Origin of the sequence: Cupriavidus sp. D39 (assembly GCF_026627925.1) — a bacterium.
Taxonomy (GTDB): Bacteria; Pseudomonadota; Gammaproteobacteria; order Burkholderiales; family Burkholderiaceae; genus Cupriavidus; species Cupriavidus ulmosensis.
Map to the genome: position 1 here is coordinate 3386553 of NZ_JAPNLE010000009.1, position 16560 is coordinate 3403112.

A 16560-nucleotide genomic window follows, 5' to 3' on the forward strand; every position below is an offset into this window, starting at 1 on the left:
CATGACAAAGACACTGACCACGCTGTTGCTGGTGGCGGGAGTCCTCTCGGGTTGCACACTGGCACCCGTCTATGAGCGCCCTGCCCCGCCGGTGGCCACCAACTACCCGGCCGCGCCGGAAGGCTATGCGGCCGCCGAAGTGAAGACCGGCGAAGCCCGCCGGGCGAGCGAGATCGGCTGGCGCGAGTTCTTTCGCGACCCGCGCCTGCAAGTGTTGATCGCCACCTCGCTGGAGAACAACCGCGACCTGCGCACTGCCGCGCTGCGCATCGAGGAAGCGCGCGCGCTGTACCAGGTGCAGCGCGCCGACCTGCTGCCCACGGTGAACGCCACCGGCGGATTCAACCGTTCGCGTACCCCGGCCTTGCAGTCGGCCACGGGCAAGCCGTTCGTCTCCCAGTACTTCCAGGCGGGCGCCGGAGTGACCTCGTTCGAGCTGGACTTCTTCGGCCGCGTGCGCAGCCTCTCCAACGCGGCGCTGTCGCAGTATTTCGCCACCGAGGAAGCACGCCGTTCCGCGCAGATCTCGCTGGTCTCCGAAGTCGCCCAGGCCTACCTGTCGGAGCGTTCCTTCGCCGAGCAATATGAGCTCGCGCAGAACACGCTGAAGACGCGCGATTACACGCTGAGCCTGTCCAAGCAGCGCTTCGATGCGGGCGCCACGTCGGCGCTGGACCTGCGCGACAACGAGTCGCTGGTGGCGCAGGCCCGCGTTTCCGCCGCGCAGCTGGCACGCCAGCGCGCGCAGGCGCAGAACGCGCTTGAGGTGCTGGTGGGCAAGCCGCTTGGCACCATCGAGAACCTGCCCGAGGCGATGCGCCTGTCGGACGAGCGCATCATCAGCGACATCCCGGCCGGGCTGCCGTCGGACCTGCTCGAGCAGCGTCCCGACATCCGCCAGGCCGAGCAGTTGCTGCTGTCGGCCAACGCCAATATCGGCGCGGCGCGCGCGGCCTTCTTCCCGCGCATTACGCTCACCGCCAACGCCGGCGCGATCAGCCCGACCTTCTCGAGCCTGTTCGATTCCGGCACCGGCGCGTGGTCGTTCGCACCGCAGCTGGTGCTGCCGATCTTCGACTACGGCCGGAACCTGTCCAACCTGGACCTGAGCAACGTGCGCAAGAACATCCAGATCGCCAACTACGAGAAGACCATCCAGACGGCCTTCGCGGAAGTGGCCGATGCACTGGTTGCGCGCGGCACGCTGGAAGAACAGGTGACCAGCCAGCAGCAGGTGCGCGACGCCGAGTTCGCGCGCTACGAGCTCTCGACGATGCGCTTCAGGAATGGCGTGGCCAGCCAGCTCGACCAGCTCGACTCGCAGCGTCAGCTGTTCGCTGCCGACCAGGCCCTGATCCAGGCGCGGCAACTACGCCTGAACAATGCCATCGACCTGTACCGGTCGCTTGGCGGTGGCCTGACGGAAACCGGACCGGTGGCCCAGGGCAATGGCGTCAAGCCGGCGGTTTCGACGCAATAAGACAGTCTTTTCGTCCTGCCATCCGGCGCGGTAACCGGGTGGCCTCGAAGCGAAGCGCCAAAAGCGCTTCGCTTTTTTCTTTCCCGGCCTCGTGCCCGGTGCCATGGCGCAGGTGGCTTTTTTCCGAATCACAGTTCCCTGCGTTAGGATGGCGGTGCGCGCCGCGCCAGTTTCACGCCGACCACCCACCGACCCGCTTACCCACAACCCGAAGGAAGCCTGCCATGGAAGTCCGTCCGCTTGGTGCCGATGATGTCGAGCTGATCTGCCGCCATCGCGAATCCATGTTCCGCGAGGCCGGGCGCAGCGAGGAGGTCCTGCAGGCCATGACGCAGCATTTCCGGCCGTGGCTTGTGCCTCGCCTGCGCGATGGCAGTTACTTCGGCTTCGTGCTGGTGGACCGGGGCCAGCCCGTGGGCGGCATCGGCCTGATGGCGATCGACTGGCCGCCGCATCCGGCCCATCCCATGCAGGACAAGCGTGGCTATGTGCTGAACGTGTATGTGGAGGCGACGCATCGCAAGCAGGGGCTGGGGCGCCGCCTCATGCAGCTGGCGGAGGACGAGTTCGCCAGGCGCGACCTCCAGTACGCGATCCTGCACGCCACCGAGATGGGGCGGTCGTTGTATGTGGCACTGGGCTGGCATGCGACGAGCGAGATGGCCAAGGTCATGCGCGTGTAGCGCGGGCTAGTGCTGGTTTTCATGCTTCTGGCTGCTGATGCAGAATAGCGTGAGTGGGCGGTGTTTTAGCGCTTCTAGCTGCTGGCGCGGCTGTACGGGGTTGGCCGTTTTAGAACGTGTGAGATGTCACTTTTCTTTACTCGTAAAGAAAAGTAACCAAAGAAAGCGATCCTTGCAGGAGGCTGGCGTGTCGGGGTTGCGCAGCCCAAGGGTTTCGTCGTCGGGCCCCGGGTTCTAATGGACTCGTGCCGTTACCAGTTTAGACCCATCTCCTTATACAAAAGTCCAGCGTCCTGACCGGGCGCAGTGCGACCAGAATTTGATGGGACTTGGGCGGGAGGGGTTGTAAACTCGTGCGGATTCGCGTTTACTCCTGGCTGCAATCCTGCAGACTGGCTGATACGTTCCCAACACAACCGCAGCCTTGGTGAGGCAGGCAAGCTGTGGGACACGGTAGACGCCAGCGAAGCTCTGGGAGAGATCGGCTTCATCCTGCCGGGGCGCGCAGGCCAAAAGGCGCGCGAGGTCAAGCAGGAGTTACGTGCGCAACGCGTGAAGCTGCCGGGTAAGACGGGGCCAGCCGTCACCTGCATAGTGGCCCAGGAGATCGGCGCTCCGGCAGGCGTTACCCCTGTCGTGTGGCGACTGCTGACCAACCGGGAGGCTCAAGATACAGATGCCGTCGTCGAGCTGATCGATTGGTATCGAGCCCGGTGGGAGATTGAGATGTTCTTCAATGTCCTGAAGAACGGGTGCAAGGTGGAAGCTTTACAGTTATCCCACATGGACCGCGTGGAACGGGCCCTGGTGTTTTACATGGTGGTGGCGTGGCGCATTGCCCGACTGATGCGTTTGGGCAGAACCTGCCCTGACCTGGACGCGTCGCTATTCTTTGATGCCGATGAGATACGAGGCGCGTATCTACTCGCGAAGAAGGCGCGCCCAAAGACGCCCGTCACGCTCAATCAAATGATCCGCTTGATCGCGTCACTGGGTGGTTTCCTGGGCCGCAAGAGTGATGGCGAGCCCGGCGCCAAAACGATCTGGATCGGCATGCAGCGAACCATGGATGCTGCGTTCATGATCCTGGCGCTACGGGCTGAGGACTCATGACTTCTGTATAAGGAGATGGTTTAGACCACCACGACTCAGCCAATGCCCAGGGATTCGTGGTGGTCCCCCCGGTAGCTGTCACCACTTGCTTCAAGCCGTCTGTCGCTCGCGGCGCGGGCGGCCACGAAGTTGCAAGCATCCCGTTTTCGTCGTGGGCGCGGTGGCACCGCCGGAATAGTTTTGAGGGATTCACCACCGCGCCCACCCCACCACGAAACCATCACGGCGTGATATATCGTGATGCTACCGATCTGGTAGCGGCAGATGGGCGAATGGGCAGGGATGCTACTACCGGGGGCCTCACCACGAAACCAGCGTCATTAACAGGATCGTGGCCATTTAAATCGGTAACGGCACGAGTGAATTAAAACCCGGGGCCTGACGACGAAACCATTGGGGTCCCCAATGACGCCACGCCAGCCTCCTGCAAGGATCGCTTTCTTTTGGTTACTTTTCTTTACGAGTAAAGAAAAGTGACATCTCACACGTTCCAAAACGGCCAACACCGTACAGCCGCGCCAGCAGCTAAACATAGCGACATAAATATTGCAGCATGTATCATTGCGTGGTTACTCTTTTGGAGATGCAGCCATGCGCAAGCTCGAAATTGCAGACGCGCAGATCATGCAGTTGGCGATTCGACAGGAGATCGAGCGAAGCGAGGAATCGCGATATGACCACCGCCTTCACGGGGTTCTGCTGGTGAGCAGCGGTTACTCGTGCACCGAAGTGGGCCAGTTGTTCGGTCAGGCGGCCACGACAGTTCAGCGATGGGTCCGACGTTTCGAGCGTGGCGGTTTCGAGGGATTGCGGGAAGGTGAACGCCCCGGACGTCCGCGTGCGTTGGATGAGTCGCAATGGGCTCGCATTGAAGCGGATCTGCGTAAGACCCCACGCGACTTCGGATTTGAAGCAGGCCTGTGGGATGGACCCGTTCTGTCGGAGCACTTGCGTCAGCGCTATGGCATCAAGCTGGGCGTGCGTCAGTGCCAGCGGCTGTTTCGCCAGATGGGCTTTCGGCTGCGCAAGCCGCGCCCGCAGGTCGCTCAGTCTGATCCCGTTCGCGTTGCGGCGGTAAAAAAACTGCGGCGACTGGCAAAGCGCGACGACATTGAGCTATGGAGCCTGGACGAATGCCATTTCCAGCAACACGGATCGCGCTGTCGCATGTGGGTGGCCCCGGAGCTCCGCGACCCGGTGTTGATGCATGCGCCCACGCGCAAGTCGGTGGCGTGCTTTGGCGCCGTCAGCTTGAGCACAGGCCGCTTCGTCTGGCAGGCATGCCCTGTCTTCAACGCAGAAACGTTTGCGTCCTTTCTGCGCCAGCTACTGCGCCATCGACGTCGCGGCAAGCGCATCGTCGTCGTGCTGGACAACGCCAGGTACCACCATGCCATCTTGCTCAGGCCGCTACTGCGCAAGTACAGGCGGCACCTGACGCTGTTGTTCCTCCCGCCATACAGTCCGCAATTGGCGCCTATCGAACGCGTCTGGAAGCTGACACGACGTCTGGTGCTACATAACCGGTACTTCTCCACACTCGCTGAAGTCCTCTCGGCGGTCGACGCCTGCTTCCAGTACTGGAAGAGACCAAACGAAGTGCTGCGAAGACTATGCTGCATTACTTAAGACGCTGTGTTTAGAAGCGCTAAAACACCGCCCACTCACGCTATTCTGCATCAGCAGCTAGAAGCGCTAAAACATCGCCCACTCACGTTATTCTGCATCAGCAGCTAGAAGCGCTAAAACATCGCCCATTAACGCTATTCTGCATCAGCAGCTAGAAGCGCCAAAACACCGCCCACTCACGCTATTCTGCATCAGCAGCCAGAAGCATCAAAACCCCGCCCTAAAGAGACACCCCCGCGTCTAGCTGGCCCAGCGCAGCGCCAGGAAATCATCCGCCGTCCGGATCATGCGCGTGCCTAGCTTGCCGCCTTCGCGATCGAGCGTGGCGCGCAGCCATGACACGCCTTCCCGTGGCGCGCGGCGCAGGCTGAAATGTCGGATCTGCATCGGCACGGCTGACAACGCGCGCAATGCGCCGGTCGCGGCGTCGATGTGCGTGAAGTACATCAACGCCAGGTCCGGCCGATAGGGCTGGTGCCCGCCAATGCCTTCGTAATCGTTGAGGCAGTCCCCGCAACCGTAGAGAATCAGGCGGTCGCGATACACCTCGATGCCTTTCACGTGATGGGATGAATGCCCGTACACGATATCGGCGCCGCCGCCGTCGATCAGCCGGTGCGCGAAGGCCCGCTCTTCGTGCGATATATCGAAGCCCCAATTGCCACCCCAATGCAGCGACACCACCACGATGTCGCCCGCCTGCCGTGCAGCCGTCACGTGGCCAGCAATGTCATCGGCGGCGCGCGCCGAGATGGAGGGCAGGAAATTGACGCCGGCCTGCCCCGCCGCCGCGGCCCAGTCCGCCGGCACACCGCTGGTTTCGGTCGCGTAGGCAAAGACGAGCACCCTTGCGCCTCGCGCAAGTCCGATCACGGCGGGCGCGGCGGCTTGTACCGCGTTGCGTCCGGCGCCCGCGGTCCGCATACCGGAGCCGCGCAGCACGGCCAAGGTTTCGTAGAGCCCGGCGCGGCCCCAGTCCAGCACATGGTTATTGGCAAGCACGCAGCAGTCGAGCCGCGCGCTGGTGAGGCACGACACATTGCCAGGGTGCATCCGGTAGTGGATGCCCTTGCCCGGCTGTGCATCCTCGCTGGTGGTCACGGCCGTTTCCAGGTTGACGATGCGCGCATCCGGCTGGCATTGCTCGAGCAGCGCGAGCGCGTCGCCCCAGGGATAGGCCGGATCGACGGGCCGCGGTATCGCGCCTGTCGCGCGCTCGGCCAGTTCGACGTAGCCGATCGCCGAATGCAGCCAATGCTCATACAGGTGCGGCTTGCCAGGGTGCGGCAGGATCTGGTCGATGCCGCGGCCCGTCATCACATCGCCGCACAGGAACAAGCGCACGCATGCGCCGCTGGCCGAAGCCAGATCGTCGGGTGTTGTCCGAGTCGCATTGTCCATCGCGCACGTCCTTTCTCCCCACCGGTGGGCACGCGAGAACCGCATGCCGGACCGCCGTCTCCATTTTGCGCCGTCGCTCGAACCATGTGCAGCCCAGGGCGGTGCGCGAGTGCCAAATGTGCAGCAAGGCACGCAAAAAGGTGGCATGCCTGCGGTCAATGACTAGAATGAACCTGGCCGGCGCCGACGGCCGGGCCCTCGTGCCCAGACGATCTCCAGGAGAGCAGGATGACTGTCACCAATGCCCGGTCGGGCACCAACGTCCATGAAATCGCGGACGGGATCTATCGGATCAATACCCCGGTCCACATCGAGGGCGGCCCGGGCGGCTTCTCCTTCAACCAGTACCTGATCGTCGACGACGAGCCGCTGTTGTTCCATACGGGGCTGCGCAAGATGTTCCCGCTGGTGCACGAAGCCGTGGCCAGCGTGATCGCGCCGGACCGGCTGCGCCACATCGCGTTTTCGCACGTAGAGGCGGACGAGTGCGGCTCGCTCAACGAATGGCTTGCGGCGGCGCCCCACGCTTCGCCCCTGTGCGGCACCGTCGCCGCCATGGTGTCCATCAACGACCTGGCCGACCGGCCCGCGCAGGGCCTGGCGGACGGGCAAGCCGTGCAGCTTGGCCGCCACACGGTGCGGTGGTTCGATACGCCCCACTTGCCGCATGCCTGGGAGTGCGGGCTCATGATGGAAGAGCGCACCGGCACCTTGCTCTGCGGCGACTTGTTCAGCCAGGGTGGCGCCGACCTCCCTGCCCTCACCGAAGCCGACATCCTTGGGCCGAGCGAAGCGTTCCGGCGCGGCATGGACTACTTCTCCCACACCCCGAGCGCCGGCGCCATGCTGGAGCGCATGGCGCTGCTGGAGCCAACCACGCTGGCCTGCATGCATGGCAGCGCCTGGCGCGGCGACGGCGCCGGCCTGCTGCGCGCGCTTGCGCAGGCCCTGGCGCACCAGGCCTGACGGGCGCGGCGGGCCTGGATCACACCTGTGGTGTGTCCTTGAACGCGGCAAGGCGCTCGGCGGCGGCACTGAACGCCGTCAGCGCCGGATACGCTGATGCATCCACGCATGCCGGCAGCATCATCTGCGTGAAGCTCCACGCCACGGCGGCGCTCACGTCTGCCTGCGTGAGCAAGCGCTCGTCCGCGGGAAGCGCGGCCCCCGCCAGTTCCGTCTCCAGCGCCCCGTAAGCGGCAAGCAACTGCCCCTGCACGCGTTCGATCCACGGGGCGTGCTGTTTTTCCGCCGGGCGCAGGTTGCGCTCGTACACGATCTGCACCGTTTTCTCGCACGCCGCCAGCGCCAGGCCGGTCACGCGCAATGCATGCTGGCGCTGTTCGCGCTGCGCGGGCATCAGGCTGCGCGTGGCCAGCGTTTCGATGTAGTCGAGGATCAGGCCGGACTCCATCAGCACCACGCCGTTGTCGCACACCAGGGTGGGCGCTTTCACCACGGGATTGATCGCGCTGAACTGTTCGAACGTGCTGAACACCGAGACCGCCCGATGCGCGAACGGCAGGTCCAGCAGCCGCAGCGAGATGGCCACGCGGCGCACATAAGGTGAGTCGAGCATGCCGATGAGTTGCATATATTGCCTCCGGAAGGATATCGGGCTCTACATCGAGCCGCGCTGGGTTCCAGCATAATCGCGGCACGCCATTGCCATGAATGGCGAGGCATCGAAAATCGGCACCGCGCACCGATGAATCATCGGCGGCGCGCGACTGTGTCATAGGAGGATGGGATGGAGCTGGACAAGAAAGACCGACTGATCCTGGAGGCACTGCAGGCCGATGCCCGGCAGAGCCTGGCAGCGCTTGGCAAGCGCATTGGCTTGTCGCAGCCAGCCATGAGCGAGCGCGTGCGAAAGCTGGAAGACGCGGGCGTGATCGAGGGCTACGGCGCGCGGGTGAATCTGCGCACGCTGGGCGTCGGCCTGCAGGCGATCATCCATATCGAGACCACGCACGCCTATATCCAGAAGTATGTGAAGCTGTTCGAGAGCATGCCCGAAGTGCTGAGCGCCGATCGCGTGACCGGGGCGCATTGCTTTATCGTGCGTTGCGCCATTGCCGATCCGGCCGACCTGGAGCACGTGGTCGACACGCTCGCGGCCCACGGCTCGGTGACCACCTCGCTGGTGCTCTCCAGCCCGGTGCGCAAGACGGTGACGGTACCGGCCGCAAGAGTTCGAACGGCTTGATCTGGCGCTGGTTTGCTCCCCTCTCCCACTTGCCCTTGTGGGAGAGGGAGTGACTGCCCTCGTCATCGCAAACGGCCTTGGCCCTTTCAAAACTTATACGTCGCCGCCACGAACATGATCAGAGGGTTCGGGCTGATGGTGGCCTTGGAGGTGGACAACACCGTGCCGTCCGACGCCTTGATGACCATCGACGAGGTCGTCTTGAGCGGAATGTAGGTGACCGATGCGCTCAGGCCCCATTGGTCCGTGATCGCAAAGGAGCCACCGATGTTGAACACCGGCGCGAACGAGTTCGACGCCTTGGCCTGCACGGAAGTCGGCCCCGGCTTGCCGGCGCCGGCGGCCAGCGTGGCGCCCAGGTTGTTGTTGATCGACGCGGCGAAGGCCGGGTTGAGCTCGATGTTGGTGAAGAAGTTGTACGACACACCGATGCCCAGGAAAGGACGCACGCGCGCGGTAGGTTCGAAGAAGTGGTACTGCACCATCGTTGCCGGGCTCCACTGGCGTGCGCTGGTGATGATCGGGTTCAGGCCGGGGTCGCCCAGCGGCTGTTGCCCCAACGCGCCCGCGGGGCCCGGCGGGATCAGGTTGCCGTGGCCGTAGAGCTTGAACTTAGGCGGAATGCCGCCCACCGCCGTCAGCGCGATGTGGTCCGTGAAGAAGTGGCTGAAGGTCAGCCCCAGCGTGTCCGCGTTGGATGTGCTGATGCTGCTGCCCGGCGCCGTGAATGACGACGGCAAGCCCAGCGGGCCATTGATGGGCGCATCGATCACGCTGGTGGTGAATGGGCTGCTGTGGCCGCTGGTGCTGATGTGGAACCAGCCGGCGGCGACGACGTTGTCACCGGCCTTCTGTGCAAGGGCGGCGGGCATGCCGCCCAGCCAGGCGAGCGCGGCGATCAGCAATGGCGCCGCCAAACGAAAGGCATTGATCGTCATCTTGTCTTCCCGGAATAAGTTGGATCGCATGGCCGTCATTGCACGAAGGCGCCGATGGTGAAGTACGGGCTGCCGCTGCGCGACTCAAGGAAGCCGAACACACCGCCGGTGAAGATGAACTTGCCGGTGGGGCTGCCTGCGGCGCCATCCTTGCGCGTGGTGGTGACCACGCCGGCCAGCTGCTGCGAGAAGTCCAGCTTGAGCGCCGTGGCGAGCGAGGCGTCGGATGGGTGGAACGGGTCGAGCATGGCCGCATCCGCTGCCACCAGCGCGGTGGTGCGGTAGTCGAAGTTGCTGTCCACGCCGACGTACTCACCGTTGACCGTGCCCTGCGTGAGCGCGACGGCCGGCGCCATCATGCCGATGCCGATCTCGTCGTCGGCACCCAGCGGCATGCCGTTGGTGACCGAGCCGTTGGCGTAGCCCACGCGGATCATCACCGGGACCAGCTGGCCGCGCAGCTTGCCCACGATCAGGTACGCGCGGCCCAGCGTGGCGCCGAGCGTGGGCGGATCGATCTCACCCTTGTAGTTGGCCGACATCAGGCTGCCGTTGGCTTGCGCAACGAAGTTCTTGCCCTTTTGCGAGCAGGTGCCGCCCGTCTTGTTGTCGCACACCTGGAACGAGCCGTCGGCCGCCAGCGCCATGCGGTAGTCCTGCGCCACCGTCTGGAAATTCTTCGACGGCACCTCGTGGAAGCCATAGCCGTTGTACTGGCCGGCGATCTTGGTCAGGTCGGTTTCGGTCTGCGCAAAGCCGATGAACTGGAAATACGGGAAGGTGGTATCCGGCACCTTGCCCGCGCTCAGCACGCCGTCGAACTGGATGCGCGCACCGGGGATGGTGCCGCCCGCCACGCCCTCGCCCACGAACAGCCGCGCCGGGCGATTCGGGTCCAGGCTCGCGCCGTTGAGCTGGAACGCGCACTGGTTGAGCTTGTCGGTGGGCAGGCCGGTTTCCTGCGACAGCGTGCCCGTCATCACGTTCTGGCCGCCGGTGGTATCGCTGCGGGTCGGCATCACCGTGCCCGTGGTGCGCGGTACCGAGGAGTCGAGGAAGGTTACTTGCCAGGTCTTCTTGGTGGTGTCGATCTGCACCTTGACCAGCTCGCCCGAGCCGGTGCCGCCAGTGAAGGTGGTGGTGTAGTCGAGCGACGCGGGACACAGCCGCACCGGTATGGCCGGGGTGGAGCTGGTGCTCGCGGTGGTGCCGCCACCGCCGCCACCGCCGCCATCGCCGCCGCAGGCGGCCAGCATCGCGGCGCCTAGCAATGCCGCGCCGTAGCGCAGGATCCGCTGTCCATGATGATTCGTCCACGGCGTACGCTGCCGATCCTGTCCGTGCTGCAAAGGATGCTGTTGCATGATGCTGTCTCCTGAAGCGCTGTTTCGCGCGTGGTGCTTCTCTGTTTATTCTTCGTGGTTTGCGGGGCCGACTAAGGGGCCGACTAAAGGGCCGACTAAGGGGCCGCGAATACGCTCACGCGGAACGTCGGGTTGCTGCCGGCGGCGCCGGCAAGGTGGGCGAACACATGGCCGGTCGAGATCAGCGCGCCGGGCGTGCCGCTGTTGTCCACCGTGGTCACCACGCCGGGCTTGGCCTGCGTGAGGTCGAGCTGGTAGCCGCCCTTGGCGTTCATGGTGAGCGGATCGATCAGCCCCACCGCGTTGCCCTGCACGATCGACGAGGTGTAGACCAGGTCGCTGCCCGAGCCCACGTAGCCGCCGTTGAGCTGCGCGTTGGTGAGGTTGGTGGTGGGCGCGAGCATGGCCAAGCCGGACTCGTCGTCGACGTTGACGCTCAGGATGGAGTCCGCCTGCGCAAAGCCGACCCGGATCAGCAGCGGCACCAGCGCGCCGTTGAGCTTGCCGACCACCAGCACGCCCTTGGCGCGGCTGCTGTTGCCCGATGTGATCGCCTTGTTGTAGAAGGCCGGGTAGCGCAGGTTGCCGCTGGCATTGTTGCTCTCGAACGCGCCATCGTTTTGCGCGCGCGCCGCCCAGGGGTTGCCCGTGGTCACGCAGCTGCCCGCGCTGGCGCTGCAGCTGCCGTCCGCCTTCAGCACCTCAGTGGTCTGCGCGGTGGCGGGCGCGAAGTTCAAGCCGCCGCTCAGGGCGCCGCCGGACGGGACCTGGTGGTAGCCCAGCACGTTGTAGGCGCCGGCCACCTTGGCGAAGTCGGTCTCGGTCTGCGCGAAGGCCAGCACCGGATAGATCGGGAACGTCTTTTCCGGAATGACGCCGAAGCCCAGGATGCCGTCGAAGGAAATCGTCGCGCCCGGCACGCCGCCGCCCGCCACCCCGTTGCCGACGAAGATCACCGGCGGACTGTGCGGGTCGATGATGGCCTGCGAGGCATTGTCGGACGGCGTGGCGCTTTGCAGCACCAGCGCGCAGCGGTTCTGCTCCGCGGTGGGCAGCGATGTGAGGTGCGCGATGGTGCCGGTGATGGTCACGCCGGCGCGCGTCGGACTCACGCTCTTGGTCGCCTTGGGCACCGGGGACTCGATCACCTGCAGCCGGTAGGTCATCGCGGTGGTGTCGAACTGCATCTTGACGAACTCGCCCGCGCCGGTGCCGCCGGTGTATACCGTCGAGTAGTCCAGCACGGCCGGGCACAGCGGCGCCGGCGCGGAGCCCGTCGTGGTCGGGCCGGAGGCGGCGCAGCTATTGGTGCTCGCGCAGGACGCGACATCGGCCTTGCCCGGGGTGGGCGTGCCGTCGCCGCCGCAGGCGGCGAGCATCAGTGCGAGGCTCGTGCCAGCCATCGCTGCAAGGCCTTTGGATACATGCAAACGGGCCATGACTTGTCTCCTTCTTGTCGGTTTTGTTTTTGTGTTGCGTGCCGGTGTTGGCGGCTATTCACTGTCCTATCAGTGCAGCGACTCTCGCCTCCGGGCCGAGCGAGCGTCAATAGAGCGCGCGTTCCAAACATGGCGCGCCAAGCCCCTGCCACGGCTGTGCAAGCGCTCGCGCCGTCTGTTCAAACCGCTGCGCGCGTGCCCGCGCAAGCGAATTCAAACGGCGCGCCGCGTGTGAAGCACGCCCGGCGCTGCCCCGTCCGGCGCAGTGATGCAGCATCAGAACTTGTAGTCGCTGTTCTTCACATCGAACGCGCTTGCGTCAAATGTCTTGCGCACCGCCTTCTCGAACACGATCTTCTCGGCCATGTTCCCGTCGGCGTCCCAGGCGGTCTCCACGCGTGGCCAGGGATTCTTCAGGTCCAGCATCAACTGCACCCGCTTGGCGTAATAGCGCGGTGCGCCGGCCGGCAGATCCCAGGTGAGCGCGACCATGCGCATGCCCTGCTCCTGCACGATTTCCGCGCGCGTGAATTTCTCCGTGAGCCCGGCGGCGCGCAGCGATTTGGCATCGCGATCGAGCATCGACACCACATACTGAAAGCGCCAGGTCGCGCACGGTGTGGTTGGATTGCGCGCGCGCGATGGCGCCGTCGAGCGCGATCCACATCGAGGTGAAGCTCAGCATGCCGCCGAGGTGGCCATACATCTCATCCCTGCGCTGCGTCTCGTCGTAGATGATTTCCTGGCCGGCCTGGCTGCCGCCCGGCAGCCACTTCGCATAGAGCTGGCGCGGCGCGTGGCGGTAGCGGATCATCATGCGCGCGGGCTGGTCTTGCCACTGGCCGTTGAGGCGCTCCTGGCGCGTCATCCAGTACTCGTACTCGGGGTAGCGGTTCATCTCGGTCTTGGCCCACAGCAGCGCGGCCTCGGGCTGCAGCGCGTTGATGGACGCAAGCAGTTGCTCGTCGGGCAGCTTCGCCAGTTCGCCGCTGGCTATCTGCTTCGACAGCAGCGCGGCCTGCTGCTGGGCCGTGAGCCCGTCGAAGGCTGTGCCGGCGCTGGCGGAGGCCTGTGGCTGCGTTTGTGCGAGCGCAGGCAAGGCGAGCGCAAAAACGCAGGCGGTTGCGAGATGGCGCAGCAAGGGCAATGGCTTTCTCAGTGCGGATACGGGTGCGCTCAGCGCATGGGAGTACAAGGCGTTCACGATGCGGATCTCCGGTTGTGGCGCCGGCCCGCGCGCAACGCGGGCGACAGCGGTCCACCGCGTGCGCTTCGCGCACGCGTGGTGTCGTTGAGAACGGAATGCCTGAGTGCGGATTGCTGCTGGAAAATACCGGGCAATAGACGATAGACGGCCGGGTGCCTGGCTCAAGCGAGACGGCGCAACTCGGGTTCCTGGAGGCGGCTTGGCATGCACCGGCGGTTGACCGGCGCTGCCGCGCCGCTAGGTTCTGGAGCGGGTACGCATCCAGTCGTCGAGCGGATTGCTCGGGAAGACGATGGGGTGTTCGCGCGCGCCACGCACCGCCATGCTGGTGACGGCGGCGCGCGTCGTGCCCTCGTTGCGTGCCGCGCGGCGTGTCTTGCGCACGGCAACGGAAAGGGTGTCGGCGCGTTGCGCCTGTTCTGCCACCAGCGCATGGAGCGCGGCTTGCTCAGCATGCTCTTTTGCGTGCTGGGCCTCGCCGATCTGGTACACGTCCTGCAGCGCGCACAGTTGCTGGCTGGCGGGCACGGGTGCCTTGAGCGCAGCCACCACCATCGCGCTCAACTGCGCAAGCACGTGCGCGTCGCTCAGGTCCTTGCCTTGCGTGAAGGCCGGCAGCAGATTGCCAAGCTCTTCGCCGGCCAGCACGCCGGCCAGCGCCTTGAGCGCGAAGTTCAGGCGCCAGCCCAGTTCCTGCGGCGGGATCTCGGGCAGTGCGCGGGCGAAGGCGTCGGAGAAGCGGCCGAACACCGGTGCGTAATGCCCTTGCAGGTACGACTGGATAAAGGGAGAGGTATCCGAATACACGCGCCCCAGCAGCCGCAGGAACGACGGGCCACCCGCCTCGGGCTCGCGCGCCATTTGCAGCGCGGGCACGAACAGCGCACCCATCACGTGTTCACAGCGGATCTGCGCGCCCGGCCAGCGTGCCTCGCAGGCATCGAGCAGCGCCAGGCGGCGCATATTGAGCGGATCGAGCCGGCGGCCCAGGACCGCCTGCATCATGATTTCTTTACTGCGAAAGTGGTAATTGACCGCGGCCAGATTGACGATCGCGCGCGATGTCACTTGCCGTAGCGAGGTGCCTTCGTAGCCAACCTCGATGAACAAGCGCTCGGTGGCGTCGAGAATGCGGGCCTTGGTGTCTCCTGCTGTGCCTTTTCCGGTCTTCATAGGGGGCGTCTCTCTTATGGTCATGCCGTACAACCCCAGCAAAACTCTACCCACTGCAGCAGCTCCGTGCTCTGACGGCAAACGGATGCTTGAAACAGTTGTACGGAGCCTAGCGAGCGCTGCGAGCGTTTCACAAGTGCAATTTTGGAGCGTTGCCTCTAATGTGGTTGGATTGTGCCTGCATGCCGCGCGCGCCGTTCCGGCTTTTGCTTCCCTGCTTAAGGGGGCGCGGCCTTGCGGGCCAAGGCCCGCGGCCGCGCGGATCGGCGCGCGGCGCTCATCGGGCCAGCTGCCCCGCCAGCGCCTGGGCGTTCTGCGCGCTTAGTGCGAAAACAGACAGTTGCGGATTCGCCCCGATGCTCGTCGGAAACACGGAGCCGTCCAGCACCGACAGGTTAGCCAGCTGGTGATGGCGGCCATGGCTGTCGACCACCCCGCCCTGCGGCTGGTCGCTCATGGCGCAGCCACCCATCAGGTGCGCGGTAAACAGCGCCGCGCGGAACTTGGCCAGCGGCAACGTGGCAATGCCCTGCCTGGCTTGCGCCCAGCTGTCGTAGTACGGCGCATCCAGGTGGGCCGGCCGCACCCGCAGCGCGCCCGCCGCGAACTGCGCCTCGGCCATGCTCAGCCAGGCGCGCCGCATGCCATCCCAGACATAGTCGCTCACGTCGTAGTCGAGCACCGGGCTGCCATCGTCGGCAAGGCGCACGCGCCCGCCCTCGCTCTGCGGCACAAAGCCATCGCGCAGCAGCGCCAGCATGGCGTTGGTATGCGGCAGCGCGGCCATGTCGGCGCGCAGCGCGTCGCCCACCTGGTTGAACACGCCCGCGCTGATGCCGGGGAACAAGGGCGGCACTTCCAGCTTGTAGCCCATCGGGCCGGTGGCGCCGTCCCTCCACTGGAAGTGATCGGAGGCGATCGATTGCGGCGCGCCGTAGTACGGATCGACCTGCTCGGGCATCACCGCCACGCTCAGGTTGACCGGATGGATGAAGGTGCGCACGCCAACCCGCTGATACGGGTCCGGCACGCGCGAGCGCAGCAACAGCGCCGGCGTGTTGATGGCGCCGCCGGCCGCCACATAGTGGCGCGCGCGCACGGTCACCGCGACGCCGGTGGGCGTGCGGCCATCGGCTCCCAGCGCAACGCCTGCGAGTGTGGTGACCGTTTTGCCATCGTGCGCCAGCGCACGCACCCGCACGCGGTGGACCAGCGTGGCACCCTTGGCCAGCGCGGCGGGAATGGTCGAGACCAGCATCGATTGCTTGGCGTTGACCGGGCAGCCCAGGCCGCAATAGCCGGAGTTCCAGCAGCCCTTCACATTGCGCGGGATCACGTGCGACTCCCAGCCCAGCTTGTCGCAGCCGCGCTTGAGCACATCGTTGTTGTTGTTCGGCGGCATGCCCCACGGCGCTACCGACAGCCGTGCTTCCATGCGCTCGAACCACGGCGCCATGTCCGCGGCGCCGTGGCCGCTCACGGCGTGGTGCGCGGCCCAGTGCGCCAGCGTTTCCTTGGGCGTGCGAAAGCTCGACGACCAGTTCACCGTCGTGCTGCCGCCCACCGAGCGCCCTTGCAGGATGGCGATGGCGCCATCGGAAGTGGCGCGCGCCGCGCCCTCCTGGTACAGCTCGCGATAAGCGCGGCCCTCGTCCATGTCCTTGAAGCTGGCGGAGGTGCGCAGCGCGCCCTCCTCCACCAGCACCACGCGCAAGCCGGCGTCGCTGAGGATCTCGGCGGCGACGCCGCCACCAGCGCCGCTGCCGACAATGACCACGTCGGCGTCGAGCGAAAGCGGCGCGGTGAGCGCGGCGCCGTCCACCACGTTCCAGCCGGCGGCAATGCCGGCGCTATAGATATCGGGAATGGCCATGAGGGTTTCGCGTATGGGGTAGCGGGTATCGGGAATCGGGTATCGGTTCGC

At 65.4% G+C, this 16560-nt stretch carries 12 protein-coding genes and 2 pseudogenes; 6 read left to right on the top strand and 8 right to left on the bottom strand.

Annotated features, from left to right (window positions below; genetic code table 11):
• Position 1: 1 nt before the first annotated feature.
• From OMK73_RS27900 to OMK73_RS27915, 4 genes and pseudogenes are all read left to right on the top strand, one after another.
• Positions 2 to 1480 carry an efflux transporter outer membrane subunit gene (locus tag OMK73_RS27900; protein ID WP_267604873.1) on the top strand — a complete coding sequence of 493 codons (1479 nt, stop codon included), beginning with the start codon at positions 2 to 4 and terminating at the stop codon, positions 1478 to 1480.
• A 224-nt stretch (positions 1481 to 1704) separates the two neighbouring features.
• A complete protein-coding gene (locus OMK73_RS27905; protein ID WP_267604874.1) occupies positions 1705 to 2163 on the top strand; it encodes a GNAT family N-acetyltransferase in 459 nt (152 codons plus the stop codon).
• Positions 2164 to 2547: 384 nt separating this feature from the next.
• A pseudogene (locus OMK73_RS27910) lies at positions 2548 to 3276 on the top strand (IS4 family transposase); the annotation flags it as partial.
• 591 nt (positions 3277 to 3867) lie between these two features.
• Positions 3868 to 4905 (top strand): IS630 family transposase, encoded by a 1038-nt coding sequence (locus OMK73_RS27915; RefSeq protein WP_267604875.1) that lies wholly within the window; start codon positions 3868 to 3870, stop codon positions 4903 to 4905.
• 240 nt (positions 4906 to 5145) lie between these two features.
• Here the strand turns inward: OMK73_RS27915 and OMK73_RS27920 are convergent, their stop codons facing one another.
• On the bottom strand, positions 5146 to 6306 hold the full coding sequence (locus tag OMK73_RS27920) for a CapA family protein (protein WP_267604876.1): 1161 nt from the start codon (positions 6304 to 6306) through the stop codon (positions 5146 to 5148).
• 228 nt (positions 6307 to 6534) lie between these two features.
• On the opposite strand from OMK73_RS27920, the gene OMK73_RS27925 reads away from it, so the two are divergent.
• Positions 6535 to 7272 (top strand): MBL fold metallo-hydrolase, encoded by a 738-nt coding sequence (locus OMK73_RS27925; RefSeq protein ID WP_267604877.1) that lies wholly within the window; start codon positions 6535 to 6537, stop codon positions 7270 to 7272.
• Positions 7273 to 7291: 19 nt separating this feature from the next.
• On the opposite strand, the gene OMK73_RS27930 is transcribed toward OMK73_RS27925, so the two are convergent.
• Positions 7292 to 7900 (bottom strand): glutathione S-transferase, encoded by a 609-nt coding sequence (locus tag OMK73_RS27930; protein WP_267604878.1) that lies wholly within the window; start codon positions 7898 to 7900, stop codon positions 7292 to 7294.
• 156 nt (positions 7901 to 8056) lie between these two features.
• Here OMK73_RS27930 and OMK73_RS27935 point away from each other — a divergent pair, with 156 nt between their 5' ends.
• Positions 8057 to 8515 carry an Lrp/AsnC family transcriptional regulator gene (locus tag OMK73_RS27935; RefSeq protein WP_267604879.1) on the top strand — a complete coding sequence of 153 codons (459 nt, stop codon included), beginning with the start codon at positions 8057 to 8059 and terminating at the stop codon, positions 8513 to 8515.
• Positions 8516 to 8601: 86 nt separating this feature from the next.
• On the opposite strand, the gene OMK73_RS27940 is transcribed toward OMK73_RS27935, so the two are convergent.
• From OMK73_RS27940 to OMK73_RS27965, 6 genes and pseudogenes are all read right to left on the bottom strand, one after another.
• Positions 8602 to 9387 carry an OmpW/AlkL family protein gene (locus tag OMK73_RS27940; protein ID WP_267606539.1) on the bottom strand — a complete coding sequence of 262 codons (786 nt, stop codon included), beginning with the start codon at positions 9385 to 9387 and terminating at the stop codon, positions 8602 to 8604.
• Positions 9388 to 9488: 101 nt separating this feature from the next.
• Complete coding sequence (locus OMK73_RS27945) at positions 9489 to 10709, bottom strand: DUF2957 domain-containing protein (RefSeq protein WP_267606540.1); 1221 nt, start codon at positions 10707 to 10709, stop codon at positions 9489 to 9491.
• A 203-nt stretch (positions 10710 to 10912) separates the two neighbouring features.
• Positions 10913 to 12256: a DUF2957 domain-containing protein gene (locus OMK73_RS27950; RefSeq protein ID WP_267604880.1), complete on the bottom strand. Its 1344-nt coding sequence runs from the start codon at positions 12254 to 12256 to the stop codon at positions 10913 to 10915.
• Between the two features lie 276 nt (positions 12257 to 12532).
• A pseudogene (locus OMK73_RS27955) lies at positions 12533 to 13355 on the bottom strand (DUF1571 domain-containing protein).
• Positions 13356 to 13700: 345 nt separating this feature from the next.
• Positions 13701 to 14636: a TetR/AcrR family transcriptional regulator gene (locus tag OMK73_RS27960; protein WP_267604881.1), complete on the bottom strand. Its 936-nt coding sequence runs from the start codon at positions 14634 to 14636 to the stop codon at positions 13701 to 13703.
• 277 nt (positions 14637 to 14913) lie between these two features.
• Complete coding sequence (locus tag OMK73_RS27965) at positions 14914 to 16509, bottom strand: GMC family oxidoreductase (RefSeq protein ID WP_267604882.1); 1596 nt, start codon at positions 16507 to 16509, stop codon at positions 14914 to 14916.
• Positions 16510 to 16560 lie beyond the last annotated feature (51 nt).

Bases quoted from the DNA above. Each gene is read 5' to 3' on its own strand.
- OMK73_RS27900 (WP_267604873.1), top strand. From the start codon at position 2: ATGACAAAGACACTGACCACGCTGTTGCTGGTGGCGGGAGTCCTCTCG.
- OMK73_RS27905 (WP_267604874.1), top strand. From the start codon at position 1,705: ATGGAAGTCCGTCCGCTTGGTGCCGATGATGTCGAGCTGATCTGCCGC.
- OMK73_RS27915 (WP_267604875.1), top strand. From the start codon at position 3,868: ATGCGCAAGCTCGAAATTGCAGACGCGCAGATCATGCAGTTGGCGATT.
- OMK73_RS27920 (WP_267604876.1), bottom strand. From the start codon at position 6,306: ATGGACAATGCGACTCGGACAACACCCGACGATCTGGCTTCGGCCAGC.
- OMK73_RS27925 (WP_267604877.1), top strand. From the start codon at position 6,535: ATGACTGTCACCAATGCCCGGTCGGGCACCAACGTCCATGAAATCGCG.
- OMK73_RS27930 (WP_267604878.1), bottom strand. From the start codon at position 7,900: ATGCAACTCATCGGCATGCTCGACTCACCTTATGTGCGCCGCGTGGCC.
- OMK73_RS27935 (WP_267604879.1), top strand. From the start codon at position 8,057: ATGGAGCTGGACAAGAAAGACCGACTGATCCTGGAGGCACTGCAGGCC.
- OMK73_RS27940 (WP_267606539.1), bottom strand. From the start codon at position 9,387: ATGCCCGCCGCCCTTGCACAGAAGGCCGGTGACAACGTCGTCGCCGCC.
- OMK73_RS27945 (WP_267606540.1), bottom strand. From the start codon at position 10,709: ATGCTGGCCGCCTGCGGCGGCGATGGCGGCGGTGGCGGCGGTGGCGGC.
- OMK73_RS27950 (WP_267604880.1), bottom strand. From the start codon at position 12,256: ATGGCCCGTTTGCATGTATCCAAAGGCCTTGCAGCGATGGCTGGCACG.
- OMK73_RS27960 (WP_267604881.1), bottom strand. From the start codon at position 14,636: ATGAAGACCGGAAAAGGCACAGCAGGAGACACCAAGGCCCGCATTCTC.
- OMK73_RS27965 (WP_267604882.1), bottom strand. From the start codon at position 16,509: ATGGCCATTCCCGATATCTATAGCGCCGGCATTGCCGCCGGCTGGAAC.